This is a genomic window from Methylobacterium sp. J-078, assembly GCF_022829285.1.
Classification (GTDB): domain Bacteria; phylum Pseudomonadota; class Alphaproteobacteria; order Rhizobiales; family Beijerinckiaceae; genus Methylobacterium.
The window spans coordinates 52,574-68,843 of the sequence record NZ_JAKSYI010000040.1; the positions used below are offsets into that span (position 1 = coordinate 52,574).

Below are 16,270 nucleotides of genomic sequence, written 5' to 3' on the forward strand. Positions count from 1 at the left end.
CCGAACCGCTCTGATCGGCCGGGCGCACGCACGGGATCGCACATGTCGGCGAACGCGGCTTCGATGACGACGGTCTCCTCGGCGACCCGGCCCGCGCGAGGCCGCCCGCAACGGGACAGACCCGCATGTGCGGCCGGCACCGCCGTTAAGCCGATCAGCGCATGGCAGCGCTACGCCGTGCGGGACTACTCAGGCCCTGGCAGAAGGCCCATCTCGAGGCGGTCGTCATCGCTCGCCTCGCGGAACGCGGCGAAGCAGACATGAATTCGGGAATCGGAACCGTGGATATCGAGACCGCCAAGATGCTGGTGGGGGCCGTCCTCGTGGTGGCCATCGGCGCCTTCTCCGTGCTAACCGTGGGCGGGATGGTCCGCGCCATGGTCGCCGATCTGCGTGCCGGACGCGCCGAGTTGCACGGCGAGAGGGTCTCCGAGCCCCGCTGACGGGTGGTCGCGGCCCCGATCGGAGACGGGCCGGCACGATTCAGCGCAGGGATAAGCCGGGTTTGGTACGAAATCCGCCCTGGCCGTCGCGCATCCGTGATCCATCTTCTGACGATGAACGCCCTTCCGCAGGACTGCATCGATAACGGCCCGGCTCGGATCGTGGCCGCCGCGCGCGCGGTCTCCCGCCGTGCGGCCGAGCGGGCCGACGCCCTCGACCGGGACGGCGGGTTTCCGGCCGAGGACGTCGCCGACGCCCATGCGGCGGGCCTGCTCGTGGCGCCCCTGCCGGTGGCGCTGGGCGGGGCCGGCCTCGATGCACCCCACCGGGCGCCGGTGCTGGCCGATCTCCTCGCCCAGATCGGACGCGGCAGCCTCGCCCTCGGCCGGCTCTACGAGGGGCACGTCAACGCCCTCGCCCTGATGTTGCGCTACGCCGAGCCGGCGGTGGCCGAGCGACTCGCCGCGGATGCCCGCGCCGGGCACCTGTTCGGGGTCTGGAACACCCAGCCCCAGGCCGGCGGCCTCAGCCTCCAGAAAGTCGGCGGCCTCAGCCTCCAGACAGCCGGCGACCTCAGCCTTGAGAATGCCGGCGGCTTCGATCCGGCGGGTGAGTCCTGGACCCTGGCGGGTGTGAAGTCCTTCGCCTCCGGCGCCGGGGCGGTGACCCGGCCCCTCGTCACCGCGCGCCGCCCGGACGGGCGCCAACAGATGCTCGTGGTGGACCTGGAGCCCGGCACCCGCGCCGACCTGTCCGGCTGGCGGGCGCAGGGCATGCGCGCCTCGACCTCGGGCATCCTCGACTTCACCGGCCTGCCCGCCGGCCCCGGCAGCTTCGTCGGCGGCCCCGACGATTACTTTGCCGAGCCGCACTTCTCCGGCGGCGCCTGGCGCTTCGCCGCCGTGCAGCTCGGCGGCATCGAGGCGGTGTTCGACGCCCTGCGGACGCATCTCCGGGCCACCGGGCGGGGCGGCGACCCGCATCAGGCGGCCCGCCTCGGCGAGGCCGCGATCGCGGTGGAGGGCGCGCGCCTCTTCGTCGGCCACGCGGCGCGGCTCGCCGCCGACCCGGAGGCGGAGCCCGACCGGGTGATCGCCTACGTCAACCTCACCCGCCTCGCGGTGGAGCGGGCCGGGCTCGACGTGCTGGAGCGGGCCCAGCGCTCGGTGGGGCTGGCGGGCTTCCTCAGCCCCCATCCCCTGGAGCGCTTGGCGCGGGATCTGGCCACCTACCTGCGCCAGCCCGGCCCCGACCGGGCCCTGACCAGCGCGGCGGCCCACGTCCTCGCGGCGCCGCGGCCGGCGGACATGCTCTGGCGCAATCCCGCCGGGGTGCCTATTCCTGACGCGGCTCCGGCCGATCTGTAGGCGCTGACCTCCATGACACGCTCCCCGCACACGCTGCCGCCGGATTACTTCACCGCGCTCTACGCATCGAACCCCGATCCGTGGGACTTCACCACCAGCCCCTACGAGCACGCCAAGTACGACGCCACCCTGGCGGCGCTGGGGCGGGAGACCTACCCGCAGGCCGTGGAGGTCGGGTGCTCCATCGGCGTGCTGACCCACCGGCTGGCCGAGCGCTGCACGGCCCTGCTCGCCCTCGACGTGGCCGAGACCGCCCTCGACGCCGCCCGCGCCCGCTGCGCCGCGCAGCCCCACGTCACCTTCCGGCGCGCGGCGGTGCCGGCCGAGTGGCCCCCCGGCCGGTTCGACCTCGTGGTGCTCTCGGAGGTGCTGTACTTCTTCACGCCCGAGGATCTCGCCCGCATCGCCGAGCGCCTCGTGGCGGCGCTGAACCCGGGGGGCGAGGTCGTCCTCGTGCACTGGCTCGGGGAGACGAACTTCCCCTTGAGCGCCGACGCGGCGGTCGGGACGCTGATCGATCGGACCCGGGGCGCCCTCGAACCGGGCCAGCGGAGCCGCACCGAGGGCTACCGCCTCGACGTGCTACGGGCGCCCACGTGAGGCCCCCGATGGCGGAGGACCCGGACCCTTCCCTGGTTCACCGGCACGCCGCCTGGGTGCGCCTGACCCATTGGCTCAACGCGGTCGCGTTCCTCGCCCTGGTCGTCAGCGGCATCGCGATCCTGCTTGCCCTGCCGCGCCTGTTCTGGGGCGAGACCGGGGCCAACGGGGCGCCGGCCGCCCTCGACCTGCCGCTGCCGGTCAACCTCGAGCAGACGGGCTGGGGCCGCAACCTGCACTTCCTGTCCGCCTGGGTGCTCGTCCTCAACGGAATCGTGTACCTCATCGTGGCCTTCGTGGGCGGCCACTTCGCCCGTGACCTCGTGCCGGACCGCGACCAGCTCGCCCCGCGCCACCTCGCCCGCGAGATCGCCGACCATGCCCGCCTCAAAGCCGCCCGCGGGCGCGAGGCCCTGCGCTACAACGCCCTGCAGAAATTCGCCTATCTGGCGGTGCTGTTCGGGCTGTTTCCCCTCATGGTGCTCACCGGACTCACCATGTCGCCGGGGGTGACCGCGGCCTATCCGGAGCTCTTCACCCTGTTCGGCGGCCGGCAATCGGCGCGCACCCTGCATTTCCTCACCGCCTGCCTGCTCGTGCTCTTCCTCGTCGTCCACGTGGCCCAGGTCTTCGTCGGCGGGGCGGCCAACCTGATGCGGTCGATGATCACCGGGCGCTTCCGCATTCCCCCCGAAACGGCCCGGGAGCGCTTCACGGAGTCCCCCGATGCGTGACATCTCGCGCCGCCGCCTCCTCACCGGCTCGGGCAGCCTGATCGGCGCCGGCCTCCTCGGCGGCTGCGAGGCGCCGGCCCTGTCGCGGCTGGCCTCCCCCTACGACTGGAGCAACGGCCTGACCTTCGCGGTCCAGCGCTGGCTCCAGCGACACCAGCCCCTGGTGCGCGAGTTCGGGCCCGAGGCCATCTCGGCCGTCTTCCCGACCATCAACACCACCGATCCCGACAATCCCGACTACCAGCGCTCGAAGGCGCTGGGCTTCTCCGACTGGAAGCTCCCGGTCAGCGGTCTCGTGGCACGCCCGGCCGCCTTCTCGCTGGCCGAGCTGAAGGCGATGCCGGCCCGCACCCAGATCACCCTCCATTCCTGCGAGCAGGGCTGGTCGGCCATCGGCGGCTGGACCGGCGTTCCGCTGGCCCATCTCCTCACCCATGTCGGCCTGAAGCCCGAGGCGCGCTTCGTCGTGGTGCGCAGCGTCGACGGCTGGTGGGACAGCTACGACCTGTTCGACGCCCTCCACCCGCAGACCATCCTCGCCTACGGCATGAACGGCGGCGCCCTGCCGGTGGCGCACGGGGCGCCGGTGCGCCTGCGGGTCGAGCGCCAGCTCGGCTACAAGAGCCTGAAGTACATCAGCGCCATCGAGGCGGTGGAGCGGGTCAACGGCCTCGGCAAGGGACGCGGCAGCATGGTCGCCGAACTCGGCTTCCCCTGGTACGCGGGCATCTGACCTTTCGTCGGCTCGTGTAACCCCACGTTCCAGATCCGTATTGCGATCCCCGGTCATCGTCGAACGCGTCGCAAGGTACGTAATCGGTCCGGCGGCATCGACTGTCGGAAACAGAGCAAGCCAGTCGTCATCACGATTCGAGCCAGTCCGATAACGACATTTTAAGCATGACGTTGTTTCCTCCGGTCGGAATGCATATCCGGACGGTCCCACAACGATGCGCGTCTCTCTGAAATCCATCCTGATCGGTTCGATAACCCTGCTCAGCGTCGCAGCGGCGGGGCAGGGCGTGGTCAGCCTCGTGAAGCTCAGGGCGATCGAGCGCGAGGTGACCGAGGTCGCGACGAACTGGCTTCCCTCCGTCAACGTCGTGAACACGATCAGCACGGCGACGCGCGACGTGCGGGTGAAGCTGTACCGCTTCGTCGTCGCCTCCGAGACGCCGCAGGCGCTGGCGGAGAACGAGGCGGGCCTGAAGAAGTCCCTCGACGCCCTCGACGGTATGCGCCGGACCTACGAGCCGCTGATCAGCTCCGCCGAGGAGAAGGCGCTCTACGACAGCTTCACGCCCCTGTGGGCGCGCTACATCGAGGGTCAGCAGACCGTCATCGGCCTCATGAAAGCGGGCCGGAAGGCCGACGCCCTGGCGCTCACCACCAGCGCCGAGATGGCCGACCTGAACAACGGCGCTATCCGGGCCCTGCAGCGGGCGGTCGACTTCAACCGGGACGGGGCCCAGCGCAGCACCGCCCTCAGCACGGCCAGCGCCGGCTCGGCCATGCTCACCGCCTGGATCGCGATGGCGATCTCGCTGGCGGCCGCCATCGGCGCGATGCTCTTCAGCCTGTTCGGCGTCGCGCGTCCGATCGAGCGCATGACCCGCACCATGGGCCGGCTCGCCGGCGGCGACACCGCCGTGGACATCCCGTCCCGCACCCGCCGCGACGAGATCGGCGACATGGCCGCCGCCGTGAGCGTGTTCCGGGACAACATGATCCAGACCCGCAAACTGGAAGAGGAGACGGTGCTGGCCCGGGCGGGCGCGGAGGCGCAGCGCAAGGCGGCCACGCGGGCCATGGCCGACAGCTTCGAGGGCGCGGTGGGCGGCATCATCACCATGGTGACGAGTTCGGCCACCGAGCTGCAGGCCACCGCCCAGAGCATGGCCGGCACCGCCACCCAGACCGCCAACCAGTCCACCAGCGTCGCGGCGGCGGCCGAGGAGGCCGCCTCGAACGTCAACACCGTGGCGGCGGCGGCCGAGGAGCTCGGCTCCTCGGTGCTCGAGATCGGCCGCCAAGTCGGCAGCTCCGCCGCCATGGCGCAGGCCGCCGTCGCCGAGGCCGCCCAGACCGCCACCTTCGTGCAGAACCTCAACACGGCGGTGGCCCGCATCGGCGACGTGGTGACGATGATCACGAGCATCGCCGGCCAGACCAACCTCCTGGCGCTCAACGCCACCATCGAGGCGGCGCGCGCCGGGGAGGCCGGCCGGGGCTTCGCGGTGGTCGCCGCCGAGGTCAAGGAACTCGCCAACCAGACGGCGCGGGCCACCGAGGAGATCGGCGGCCACATCGCCCAGATCCAGGGCTCGACGACCCAGGCGGTGCAGGCGATCGGCGGGATCGCGGCGCGCATCCAGGAGATCAGCGGTGTCGCCACCTCGATCTCGGCGGCCGTCGAGGAGCAGGGCGCCGCCACCCAGGAGATCGTGCGCAACGTGGCCCAGGCGGCCATGGGCACGGGGGCGGTCACGAGCAACATCGCGGGCGTGGCGGGCGCGGCCGAGGAGACGGGGGCGGCCGCCGCCCAGGTGCTGGGCGCCGCCTCCGAGCTGTCGCGCCAGTCCGAGCACCTCAGCGCCGAGGTCCAGCGCTTCCTCGCCACCGTGCGCGCTGCCTGAGGGCACAGATTGAGTAATCGGGCCTTCGCCAGACTTCCCCGTGTCGCGGAACGTCGCAAACTGCTTGATGGTGTAGCCCGGTCTGCCGGCAGGACGCCCCGACCGATCATCCGGGAGCAGGGTCATGCGCGACTAGGCCGGCCTGGATGTCTCGCTCGCTGTCAGAGATCTCGGTGTGCCTCGTCGAGGAGGGGAGCAAGATCCCCCGAGAGGCCAAGGTCGCAAGTGAACCGGCAGCGCCAGCGACATGGCTCGGTTCGCCAAGTCGCGCCCGGTTGGGGCGATACTCGGTTTGGTGCCGCGCAAGCATCAGTCCGGGGAGGTGGACCGGAACGGGAGGATCATCATGACCGGCGACACCGAGGCGCGCGCCGCGCTGTTCGAGGCGGCACACGTCATGGCGCACCGGGTCAAGATCTGGTCCGGGCTGAAGGCGTCGGCGACGAAAGTGGCACAGCGGCAGGGCAACGAGCGCGCGACCGTGGCGCTGGCCCGCAACATGGCGGTGGTGATGAATCGGATGTGGGTGAATGGCACGACCTTCCGCTTCAGCGCAGACGAGGCTGCGGCCGTCGCTGCGTAGGCATTTCACGGTTTGCAGGGATCGAGGTCGGGCGCGCCTGGCCTCGAAGTGTCGTCCTCACGGGGACGGGCGGGAGGTGAAGCCGGAATGACGGGTGTGCTGGCCCTTGGGCCAAGTCCGCTGTCGCATATAGGCTCGCCTCTCATCGGAACGCGATCCTGTGGCGGCCACCGTGCCGACCACGGACAGACGCCAAGAGCCCCGTGGGTACGAGATAATGACGTACGACGACCCGACCGCCGAGTGCGCCTTTGCGATCGGGGAATGCAAACGCTCGACCTTGCTAATCTTTCTCACCGCATTCACGCAGTCGCCGATCCTTCTCCCAGATATACTCAGGGGCGGACTCATCATGGCATCTACTTATGTGATTATTGATTAAATTCAATAAATAAAAATATAGATTATTCGCAGCAAATATACCTGATAACACAAGAATGAATGCGAGGATAATTTTCTTCCATCGCAATGAAATTCGAGCCATAACGCTGAGAGACTTTCCCGATTTGCTCGGCACCGAATACGAGACAGGCTCCGCAACCCGCGCATGTTAGGCAGGACTAAACACGTCACCGAACCCAAAGACGTTCTTTCCAGCAGCCATCGCAAGGAGCGTGAAGGCGGCTGCCAATAACCAAATCATGCGGCGAAAAACTCGGTGACCTTGCCGATTCGCCACAATGGACAGAGTTGTTAGCCAGAAACCTATTAGCCAGAATGGTAAAGACAGAACGAACAGCAACCAAAACCCGAGCTCATGGGCTCCCTTTGGTGGTCTGTTTAGGGCATTCGATGCGCTGAGCGGTAAAAAATAACCAATAACGGACAGGGATATTATCGAAACAACAAAGCTCGCTATAATTGTTGCCGTCCAAAGCACTGGATTCCTGAATCTAATCACGCCAACTCCGCTGACAAGATTTCGATATACTATAAATTTTGGTCTACACATAAACGTGGAATCGGAAGCCATACTTTCTACATGCGCGGACCTTTCGGCAAGCGCGATGGCATGGCCCCTAGACGGCGGAAGCCCAATCACAGACGCCACTGTCGAGAGGGAAAAGGGCCCGGCGCGATCCGGGCCCTTCGTCGTCTCGAGCTCGGCGGCTGGCGGCGCCTTCAGGCCCCTGAACGCTCAGACCCCTGGCCGAGCCCCCCGGCCTCGACCACGAAGCGCGCGATGGCATCCGCCCCGTGGCCGTCGCGGAGCGACGCGAACACGTAGGGCCGGGCGCCGCGCATGCGCTTGGTGTCGGATTCCATGATGCCGAGATCGGCGCCGACGAGCGGCGCGAGGTCGGTCTTGTTGACGATGAGGAGGTCCGAGCGGGTGATGCCCGGCCCCCCCTTGCGGGGGATCTTCTCGCCCCCCGCCACGTCGATGACGTAGAGGGTGATGTCGGCGAGTTCCGGCGAGAAGGTCGCGGCGAGGTTGTCGCCGCCGGATTCGATCAGGATGAGGTCGAGCTTGGGGAAGCGCCGACGCATCTCGGCCACCGCCGCGAGGTTGATCGAGGCGTCCTCGCGGATTGCCGTATGCGGGCACCCCCCCGTCTCGACGCCCATGATCCGCTCCTCCGGCAGGGCACCCGCCACGGTGAGGAGGCGCGCATCCTCCTTGGTGTAGATGTCGTTTGTGATCGCGCAGATCTCGTAGGCATCGCGGAAGCGCTTGCAGAGTTGCTCCATCAGGGCGGTCTTGCCGGAGCCGACGGGACCGCCGATGCCGACGCGGAGCGGGCCGTTGGGGGAGGGGCCGTTGGCGGAGATCATGGCGGGGTCCTCAAGAGGGGGCCTCAGGAGCGGAAGATGCGGGAATACTGGGTCTCGTGCCGGAACGAGCCGAGGTCGAGGTTCAGGGTGGCGCTGCCGAGATCGTCGAGGCTGAGCGCCGGGATCGTGGCGGAGAGCGCCGTCACCCGCGGCGTCAGGGCGGCAATGATCCGGGTGCCCGCGCTCTGGCCGATGGGCGCGCAGCGCAGGGCCGCCGAGACGAGGTTCTGCAGGAAGGCGAGGCCGAAGCCGGCGAGCACCGGGGGGAGCGCCATGCGGTGCGCGCCGGCCGCGAGGCCGACGGCCACCGGGTAGGCCACCGCGCCGTCGAGGGCGGTCGCGAGGTGGGCGAGGCCGGGCGCCCCCCAAGCCGCCGTCGTGGCGTCGAGGAAGCTGCTTCCCTGCTGGCTCGTCTCCAGGTGCAGTTCGCGCGAGGGGGCCAGGGCCAGGGCGAGGTCGTTGAGGTCGACCAGCGCCCGCGCATCCCCGGCGCGCGCCGCCGCGTGGGCGTGGGCCAGGAGGATCAGGTCGTTGCGGCCCGAGCCGTACGCGAGCACGTCGGCGAGCCATTCCGTCAGGGAAGCTTCGTCACCGACCTCGCCGGAATCCACCGCCGCCTCGAGCCCGTGCGAGTAGGCATAGGCGCCCACCGGATAGCCCGGCGACAGCCACGCCATCAGGCGCAGGGCCTCAATCATGGGCGTGCGGATGCGCGTGGTGATGGCCGTCGTGGGGGTGCGCATGGTCGTGGTGGGCATGGCCGTGATGGTGGTGGCCGGCGGCCTCGCCCGCATAGGCGCCGCCCTCGGGGCGGAACGGGCGCTCCACCGCCTCGGCGCTGCCGCCGAGACCCCGCACCATCTCGGCGAGCACGTGGTCGAAGGCGATGTAGACCGCGTCCGGCCCGATCTCGGCCGGGATGTGCCGGTTGCCGATGTGCCAGATCAGCCGCTTGAGGGCGTGGTTGTCGGGCGCGCGGATCGCCAACAGCCGCTCCGGCGCGGCCTCGACCCAGATCAGCCGCCCATCCTGCAGCACCAGGGCGTCGCCGTCGTCGAGCACGGTCGGCTCGGGCAGGTCGAGGAGGAACGCCAGCCCGCCCGCGGCGCGCATCGCCATGCGCCGGCGGTGCCGGTCGCCGTGGTCGAGGACGATGCGGTCGACGATCTCGCCGGCGAGGGCGTCGCGGCGCAGGACGTGGGTGGCGCGGATCATGAACGAAAAACCGGTTGGCGCTCAGCCTCGTGCCGCTGAGCGTGGACGCAACGCAAGCCGACCTCAGAACAGAAAATACCGCTGCGCCATCGGCAGGACGTCGGCGGGCTCGCAGACGAGGAGTTCGCCGTCGGCGCGGACGTCGTAGGTCTCGGGGTCGACCTCGATGTCGGGCGTGGCGTCGTTGAGGATCATGCTCTTCTTCGAGATGCCGCCGCGCACGTTCTCGACGGCGACGAGGCGCTTCTGAAGCCCGAGGCGCTCGCCGAGCCCGTCCTCGATGGCGGCCTTCGAGACGAAGGTGAGGGCGGTGGCGAAGGGCACCCGGCCGAAAGACCCGAACATCGGGCGGTAATGCACCGGCTGGGGCGTCGGGATCGAGGCGTTGGGGTCGCCCATGGGCGCGGTGGCGATGGCGCCGCCCTTGATCACGAGGTCGGGCTTCACCCCGAAGAAGGCCGGCGTCCACAGCACGAGGTCGGCGAGCTTGCCCGGCTCGACCGAGCCGATATGGGCCGAGACGCCGTGCGCGATCGCCGGGTTGATGGTGTATTTCGCTATGTAGCGGCGGGCGCGCAGGTTGTCGTTGCCCGAGGCGTCGCCGGGCAGCGCCCCGCGCTGGCGCTTCATCTTGTCGGCCGTCTGCCACGTGCGGATGATGACCTCGCCGACCCGGCCCATGGCCTGGCTGTCCGAGGACATCATCGAGAGGGCGCCGATGTCGTGCAGGATGTCCTCGGCCGCGATGGTCTCGCGGCGGATGCGGCTCTCGGCGAAGGCGAGGTCCTCGGGAATCGCCGGGTCGAGGTGGTGGCACACCATCAGCATGTCGAGATGCTCGTCGATGGTGTTCTTCGTGTAGGGCCGCGTCGGGTTGGTCGACGACGGAAGGACGTTGGACAACCCCGCCACCTTGATGATGTCCGGCGCGTGGCCGCCGCCCGCCCCCTCGGTGTGGAAGGCGTGGATGGTGCGGCCCGCGAAGGCCTTGATCGTGTCCTCGACGAAGCCGGATTCGTTGAGGGTGTCGGAGTGGATCATCACCTGCACGTCGTGGAGGTCGGCCACCGTCAGGCAAGTGTCGATGGCGGCCGGAGTGGTGCCCCAATCCTCGTGCAACTTGAGGGCACAGGCGCCGGCCCGGATCATCTCCACGAGGCTCTCGGGCCGCGCGGCGTTGCCCTTGCCCGCAAAGGCGAGGTTCATGGGGAACGCTTCCGCCGCCTCGATCATCCGGGCCAGATGCCAGGGCCCGGGGGTGCAGGTGGTGGCGAAGGTGCCGTGCGCCGGCCCGGTGCCGCCGCCCAGCATGGTGGTGATGCCCGAGCACAGGGCCTCGTCGATCTGCTGCGGGCAGATGTAGTGGATGTGACTGTCGAACCCGCCGGCCGTGAGGATCTTGCCCTCGCCCGCGATCACTTCCGTGCCGGGCCCGACCACGATGTCGACGCCCGGCTGGATGTCCGGGTTGCCGGCCTTGCCGAGTTTGGCGATCCGGCCCTTCACGAGGCCGACGTCGCACTTCACCACGCCCCAATGGTCGAGGACCACCGCGTTGGTGATGACGGTGTCGACCGCGCCGTCCTGGTTGGTGACCTGGGACTGGCCCATCCCATCGCGGATGACCTTGCCGCCGCCGAACTTCACCTCCTCGCCGTAGGTGGTGTGGTCGCGCTCCACCTCGATGACGAGGGACGTGTCGGCGAGCCGGATGCGGTCGCCGGTGGTGGGGCCGAACATGTCGGCATAGGCGGCCCGGGGGAGGGCGGCGCGGGGGGGCATGTTGGCCATCACTTAGTCCAGAAAAAGCGATCGAAAGACTTTGAACGAAAAATGCTAAGATCTGTAGTGAGTTCTTACCCTAGATGACCAAGATCTAATTCCCTCTCGAATGCCCTCCGAATTATCTGCACTCAGTTTTATCAGAAAGGAATCTGATGATCCTGTATCAAACAATCCTCCAACCACACCCTCTTCTCGCAAAATCAAGAGCGGCTTACCCAAAGCAAACAGGATACCCGCCTCAAGATGATTCCAAGGAGTAGGGTGCAACGTTTGATTAGCCGAGGATTTTTGAGGAGTATTTACTTTGTAAAATCCGTTTATGATCCAAGCCTGCTGGAAACCAAGAATTATTCCACCAAAGCACGATCTCGCAATGTACAATACTTCTGACAAAGGATTTGTGTCTGGAAAATCGGTACGTCCCAGGGCTCTGCCTTCCAGATTTTCTTCCTTAAGAAATTCAACCACAAGGTCGTAAGATTTTCTTTGTTCGGAACTTAGAGAAGTAGGCGCCGATAGGAATACTGGAATTTTTATTGCCATAATTACAAAGTTCCCATCACGTCGCCGCGGAAGCCGTACACGGTGCGGCCTCCGCCGAGGGGCACCAGCACCACCTCGCGGGTCACGCCGGGCTCGAAGCGCACCGCCGTGCCGGGGGCGATGTCGAGGCGCTGGCCGCGGGCCTTCTCGCGCTCGAAGGTCAGGCCGGGATTGACCTCGTAGAAGTGGTAGTGCGAGCCGACCTGGATCGGGCGGTCGCCGACGTTGGACACGCTCAGCAGGGTGCGGAGCGCGCCTTCGTTGAAGACGATCTCGCCGGGCAGCGTGGTCACGGTGCCGGGCACCTCCGCCGAGGCCGCGCCCCGGATCGGGTGGTGCACGGTGACGAGCTTGGTGCCGTCGGGAAACGTCGCCTCGACCTGGATGTCGTGGATCATCTCGGGGATGCCGTCCATGCATTGCTCGGCGGTGAGCACGTGCCCGCCCGCCTGCATCAGCTCCGAGACCGAGCGCCCGTCCCGCGCCCCCTCGACCACGAAGTCGCTGATCAGCGCCACCGCCTCCGGGTAGTTCAGCTTCACCCCGCGGGCGAGGCGGTTGCGGGCCACCTGCGCGGCCATGGCGAGGAGGAGCTTGTCCTTTTCGCGTGGGGTCAGGAGCACGGGGGAACCTCGGGTGTTGAACGAACGAGTGGAGACTTGAACACGCCGGCCCTCAAGGCAAGGACCGTGCGCGCAACGCATGCAAGCGGCGATGCCCCTTTTGCAAGCGGGACACGCTCCGTCATCCGAGCCCCCTCACGGCGCGGGGCCAGCTTGTGGCGGGAGGTTCCGAACTTGCCGGTCACGGCACTCAATACGACGCGAGGTCGAAGAACAGCCGAGGCGATAAAGGATTTTTCAATCACAGGCTGCCAAGGACAATCATGCGCTCGTTCTTGTTGTACGAACAGCCGCGCCGAGGATTGTGATGATGCCCGATTCCAAGAGCTTGCCGACAGAATTGGAAATGTCGGATGCGGCAGATGTCGAATGGGTAAAATCGCGGAATGATCCCGCGATCTGGCACGAAGCAGCGATAGCGGCCCTTGCTTATCGCGGCGACAAACACGATTTCCTACTATGGCTCATCCAACAACCGACGATGGACCGCGCGACCGCAGGGTGGTTGTTTTTCTGGCTTCAAGGATCAGAATACCTGCAAGGAAAGAAAGACTCCTTCTGGGCAAAGATTCATGACCCCGATGTCGTCGCACTCCTGAAGGATCTCTGCGAGCGGAGCGAGAGCATAGGCTTCATCGGAGATCGCATCGGTCTGGATGGCGACTTCGAGAAGGAGCGCCAGGCGTGCTTGGCCGTCATCCGAGACGGACTGGTTGCTCCAGACATCGTCGTTCCCAACGCCATCATCGCGAAGGCCTTCGCAACTCGATCCGGACCTGCGCCCTATGAAGTCCACGACGGCACGCTCCTGAGCCTCGAATTCCTTCGGGATTCACTTCCGGCGATCTATTCGTGACGATATCCGAGTGACGGGCAGGGCGCCGAGGCGCCCAAGATGATGTTGATGGGTCTGCGTTGCCGCCTAGTCGGCCGGCCGGGACGGATCGGCGTCCTGGTCCGCTTCGTCGACGACATCGCCGCCCACGACCGCGTCTGGGTGGCGCGGCGCATCGACATCGCCGAGCCCTGCATCCGGCACCACCCGGCGGCCTGACGCGCGACCGCGCAGGACGATGCACCGCCATTGTCGGGGCGAGGGGTGGCCAAGGGGCGCCGTTCGACGGTTCAATGGGCTCCATGAGAGAGATCCGCACGGACGCCGCCGATGCCCCGCCCGCCCGCCGCCGCCGCAAGGACGGGGAAGCGCGCCGGGAAGCCATCCTCGATGCGGGGCTCGCGGTCTTCTCGAGCCTTGGGCTGCACGGGGCCAGCGTCGAGGGGATCGCGGAGCGGGCAGGGCTCTCGAAGACCAACCTGCTCTACTACTTCCCCTCCAAGGAGGAGCTCTACGTCGCGGTCCTGCGCCGGGTGCTCGCGGTCTGGCTCGATCCGCTCCAGTCCCTCGACGCCGACAGCGAGCCGGCCGAAGCCTTCCGGGGCTACATCCGCGCCAAGCTCACCCTGTCGCGCGACGCCCCCCAGGCCTCGCGGCTGTTCTGCCTCGAGATCGTCCAGGGCGCGCCGCTGCTGCGCCCGGAACTCGAAGGCCCCCTGCGGGCCCTCGTCGAGGCCAAGGCCGCGATCATCCGGGGCTGGAGCGCGGAAGGCCGGATCGGCCCCCACGATCCCCATCACCTCATCTTCTCGATCTGGGCCATCACCCAGCATTACGCGGATTTCGCCGTGCAGGTGGACGCCGTCAGCGGATGCGGCCTCGACGATCCGGACTTCTTCGAGCGCACCGTCGCCAGCACGCAGGGGCTGATCCTGGCCGGCCTCGGCCTGCGCTGAGGGTGAATAGCGCCTGGGCCGGACTGCGCCGGGACCCGATCGTCCGCCGCCGGTCCGGGCAGCGGGCGCCCAACGGACGGGCAAACCGGAGAGAGTTTGTGCAAACTGTCAAAATTCCGAACTCATAGTTTGACCATTTGGTCCGAATGCTTTCCACTCTTGGAGGTCAGGGCGGTTCGGCCCGTCCGAGGCCGGTCCATCCGGCCCGGAACCTGCCTTTGTCCAGGTTTCGATCCCGCGCGCGAGGTTGCCATGAATGTCGGCGTCTTCATCCCGATCGGAAACAACGGCTGGCTCCTCTCGGAGAATGCGCCGCAATACAAGCCGAGCTTCGAGCTGAACAAGCAGGTGGTGCTCAAGGCCGAGGGCTACGGCCTCGACTTCGCCCTCTCGATGATCAAGCTGCGGGGCTTCGGCGGCAAGACCGAGTTCTGGGACCACAACCTCGAATCCTTCACGCTGATGGCGGGGTTGGCCGCCGTCACAAGCCGGATCAAGCTGTTCGCCACGGCCGCGACCCTGTGCATGCCCCCCGCCATCACGGCGCGTATGGCCGCCACCATCGACTCGATCTCGAACGGGCGCTTCGGCCTCAACCTCGTCACCGGCTGGCAGCGGCCGGAATACTCCCAGATGGGCCTGTGGCCCGGGGACGAGTACTTCTCCCGCCGGTACGAGTACCTCTCGGAATACGCGCAGGTGCTGCGCGACCTGTGGGAGACGGGCGTCTGCGACCGCAAGGGCGAATTCTTCCAGATGGAGGATTGCCGCCTCAGCCCGCGCCCGCAGGCGGACATGAAGATCATCTGCGCCGGCCAGTCCAGCGCCGGCATGGACTTCACGGCGAAGTACGCCGACTACAATTTCTGCTTCGGCAAGGGCGTCAACACCCCCACGGCCTTCGCCCCCACGGTGGAGCGCCTGGAGGCAGCCAAGGCCGCGACGGGCCGCGACGTCTCCTCCTACGTGCTCTTCATGATCATCGCCGACGAGACCGACGAGGCGGCGCGGGCCACCTGGGAGCACTACAAGGCCGGCGCCGACCAGGAGGCCATCGCCTGGCTCGGGGTCCAGGGGGCCGCCGACACCAAGTCGGGGGCCGACACCAACGTGCGCCAGATGGCCGACCCGACCTCGGCCGTGAACATCAACATGGGCACGCTGGTGGGCTCCTACGCCGAGGTGGCGCGCATGCTCGACGCGGTGGCGACGGTGCCGGGCACCGAGGGCGTGCTCCTCGTGTTCGACGACTTCCTCAAGGGCCTCGACGCCTACGGCACCCGCATCCAGCCCCTGATGACGAGCCGCGCGCACATCGCGGTGGGCTCCGAGCCGATGGCGAAGGTGGCGTGATGGAGCCCATCGCCAAACCCGCCGGCTACACCGACGCGGCGGGCCGCCAGGGCGGCCTCACCCTGGCGGCCCGGCCCGAGCCCATCGCCTTCGACGCATCCGCCACCGCGCTCATCGTCGTCGACATGCAGAACGCCTACACCACGAAGGGGGGCTACCTCGATCTCGCCGGTTTCGACGTCTCCGGCACGGGGCCGGTGGTGGCGCAGATCGCCCGGGCGGTGCGGGCGGCCCGGGCGGCCGGAATCCGGATCGTCTGGTTCCAGAACGGCTGGGACCCGGACTACGTCGAGGCCGGGGGCCCGGGCTCGCCGAACTGGCACAAATCCAACGCCCTCAAGACCATGCGGGCCCGGCCCGGCATGAACGAGCGCCTCCTCGCCCGGGGCACCTGGGACTACGCGTTGGTCGACGCCCTCAAGCCGGAGCCGGGCGACATCGTGCTGGGCAAGCCGCGCTACAGCGGCTTCTACAACACCCAGCTCGACAGCCTGCTGCGGGCGGCCGGCATCCGCACCCTGGTGTTCACCGGCATCGCCACCAACGTCTGCGTGGAATCGACCCTGCGCGACGGCTTCTTCCTCGAATATTTCGGCATCGTGCTGGCCGACGCCACCCACCAGGCCGGCCCGCCGGCGCTGCAGGCGGGAGCGCTTGCCAACATCGAGACCTTCTTCGGCTGGGTCTCGGACGTCGCCGCCTTCGAGGCGGCCCTCGGGGCGGACGGCGCCCGCACGGAAGCCGCGGAGTAGGTCGGGCCCCGGCCTCTCACGGGGGACGCACCCCGCTGGCCCCGCAAGCGGGATGCGCGCCGCCACGA

General features: G+C 68.0%; 17 protein-coding genes and 1 pseudogene. 12 read left to right on the plus strand and 6 right to left on the minus strand.

Going from position 1 to position 16,270, the window contains the following annotated elements:
- Positions 1-161: 161 nt before the first annotated feature.
- From MKK58_RS04155 to MKK58_RS27095, 7 genes and pseudogenes are all read left to right on the plus strand, one after another.
- Positions 162-443: a hypothetical protein gene (locus MKK58_RS04155; protein ID WP_243910901.1), complete on the plus strand. Its 282-nt coding sequence runs from the start codon at positions 162-164 to the stop codon at positions 441-443.
- 114 nt (positions 444-557) lie between these two features.
- Positions 558-1,811 (plus strand): acyl-CoA dehydrogenase family protein, encoded by a 1,254-nt coding sequence (locus MKK58_RS04160; RefSeq protein WP_243910902.1) that lies wholly within the window; start codon positions 558-560, stop codon positions 1,809-1,811.
- 12 nt (positions 1,812-1,823) lie between these two features.
- The gene (locus tag MKK58_RS04165) at positions 1,824-2,411 is read left to right on the plus strand and encodes a class I SAM-dependent methyltransferase (RefSeq protein WP_243910903.1); all 588 of its coding nucleotides are present in this window, start codon (positions 1,824-1,826) and stop codon (positions 2,409-2,411) included.
- Positions 2,412-2,419: 8 nt separating this feature from the next.
- Positions 2,420-3,145, plus strand: coding sequence for a cytochrome b/b6 domain-containing protein (locus tag MKK58_RS04170; protein ID WP_243910904.1), 726 nt, complete (start codon positions 2,420-2,422; stop codon positions 3,143-3,145).
- Positions 3,138-3,878, plus strand: a complete 741-nt coding sequence (locus MKK58_RS04175) for a molybdopterin-dependent oxidoreductase (RefSeq protein WP_243910905.1) — start codon at positions 3,138-3,140, stop codon at positions 3,876-3,878. The genes MKK58_RS04170 and MKK58_RS04175 overlap by 8 nt, the downstream gene beginning before the upstream one ends.
- A gap of 217 nt (positions 3,879-4,095) precedes the next feature.
- The gene (locus MKK58_RS04180; RefSeq protein WP_243910906.1) at positions 4,096-5,781 is read left to right on the plus strand and encodes a methyl-accepting chemotaxis protein; all 1,686 of its coding nucleotides are present in this window, start codon (positions 4,096-4,098) and stop codon (positions 5,779-5,781) included.
- A gap of 244 nt (positions 5,782-6,025) precedes the next feature.
- Positions 6,026-6,364, plus strand: a pseudogene (locus MKK58_RS27095) (transposase); the annotation flags it as partial.
- 1,122 nt (positions 6,365-7,486) lie between these two features.
- Here the strand turns inward: MKK58_RS27095 and ureG are convergent.
- From ureG to MKK58_RS04215, 6 genes are all read right to left on the minus strand, one after another.
- A complete protein-coding gene (gene ureG, locus MKK58_RS04190) occupies positions 7,487-8,140 on the minus strand; it encodes an urease accessory protein UreG (protein WP_243910907.1) in 654 nt (217 codons plus the stop codon).
- Between the two features lie 23 nt (positions 8,141-8,163).
- Entirely contained in the window at positions 8,164-8,898 is a 735-nt protein-coding gene (locus tag MKK58_RS04195; RefSeq protein WP_409565181.1) for an urease accessory protein UreF, read from the minus strand.
- Positions 8,831-9,355 (minus strand): urease accessory protein UreE, encoded by a 525-nt coding sequence (locus MKK58_RS04200; protein ID WP_243910908.1) that lies wholly within the window; start codon positions 9,353-9,355, stop codon positions 8,831-8,833. The genes MKK58_RS04195 and MKK58_RS04200 overlap by 68 nt, the downstream gene beginning before the upstream one ends.
- Before the next feature lie 63 nt (positions 9,356-9,418).
- Positions 9,419-11,146, minus strand: a complete 1,728-nt coding sequence (gene ureC, locus MKK58_RS04205; RefSeq protein WP_243910909.1) for an urease subunit alpha — start codon at positions 11,144-11,146, stop codon at positions 9,419-9,421.
- 45 nt (positions 11,147-11,191) lie between these two features.
- Entirely contained in the window at positions 11,192-11,683 is a 492-nt protein-coding gene (locus tag MKK58_RS04210; protein ID WP_243910910.1) for a hypothetical protein, read from the minus strand.
- Between the two features lie 2 nt (positions 11,684-11,685).
- Positions 11,686-12,306: an urease subunit gamma gene (locus tag MKK58_RS04215; protein ID WP_243910911.1), complete on the minus strand. Its 621-nt coding sequence runs from the start codon at positions 12,304-12,306 to the stop codon at positions 11,686-11,688.
- 307 nt (positions 12,307-12,613) lie between these two features.
- Between MKK58_RS04215 and MKK58_RS04220 the strand changes: the two genes are divergently transcribed.
- From MKK58_RS04220 to rutB, 5 genes are all read left to right on the plus strand, one after another.
- Positions 12,614-13,162 carry a hypothetical protein gene (locus tag MKK58_RS04220; RefSeq protein ID WP_243910912.1) on the plus strand — a complete coding sequence of 183 codons (549 nt, stop codon included), beginning with the start codon at positions 12,614-12,616 and terminating at the stop codon, positions 13,160-13,162.
- A 48-nt stretch (positions 13,163-13,210) separates the two neighbouring features.
- Positions 13,211-13,360, plus strand: a complete 150-nt coding sequence (locus MKK58_RS04225; protein ID WP_243910913.1) for a hypothetical protein — start codon at positions 13,211-13,213, stop codon at positions 13,358-13,360.
- Positions 13,361-13,443: 83 nt separating this feature from the next.
- Positions 13,444-14,097: an HTH-type transcriptional regulator RutR gene (gene rutR / locus MKK58_RS04230; protein ID WP_243910914.1), complete on the plus strand. Its 654-nt coding sequence runs from the start codon at positions 13,444-13,446 to the stop codon at positions 14,095-14,097.
- A gap of 252 nt (positions 14,098-14,349) precedes the next feature.
- Entirely contained in the window at positions 14,350-15,450 is a 1,101-nt protein-coding gene (rutA, locus tag MKK58_RS04235) for a pyrimidine utilization protein A (protein WP_243910915.1), read from the plus strand.
- Entirely contained in the window at positions 15,450-16,202 is a 753-nt protein-coding gene (gene rutB / locus MKK58_RS04240) for a pyrimidine utilization protein B (protein ID WP_243910935.1), read from the plus strand. The genes rutA and rutB overlap by 1 nt, the downstream gene beginning before the upstream one ends.
- Positions 16,203-16,270: the final 68 nt, after the last annotated feature.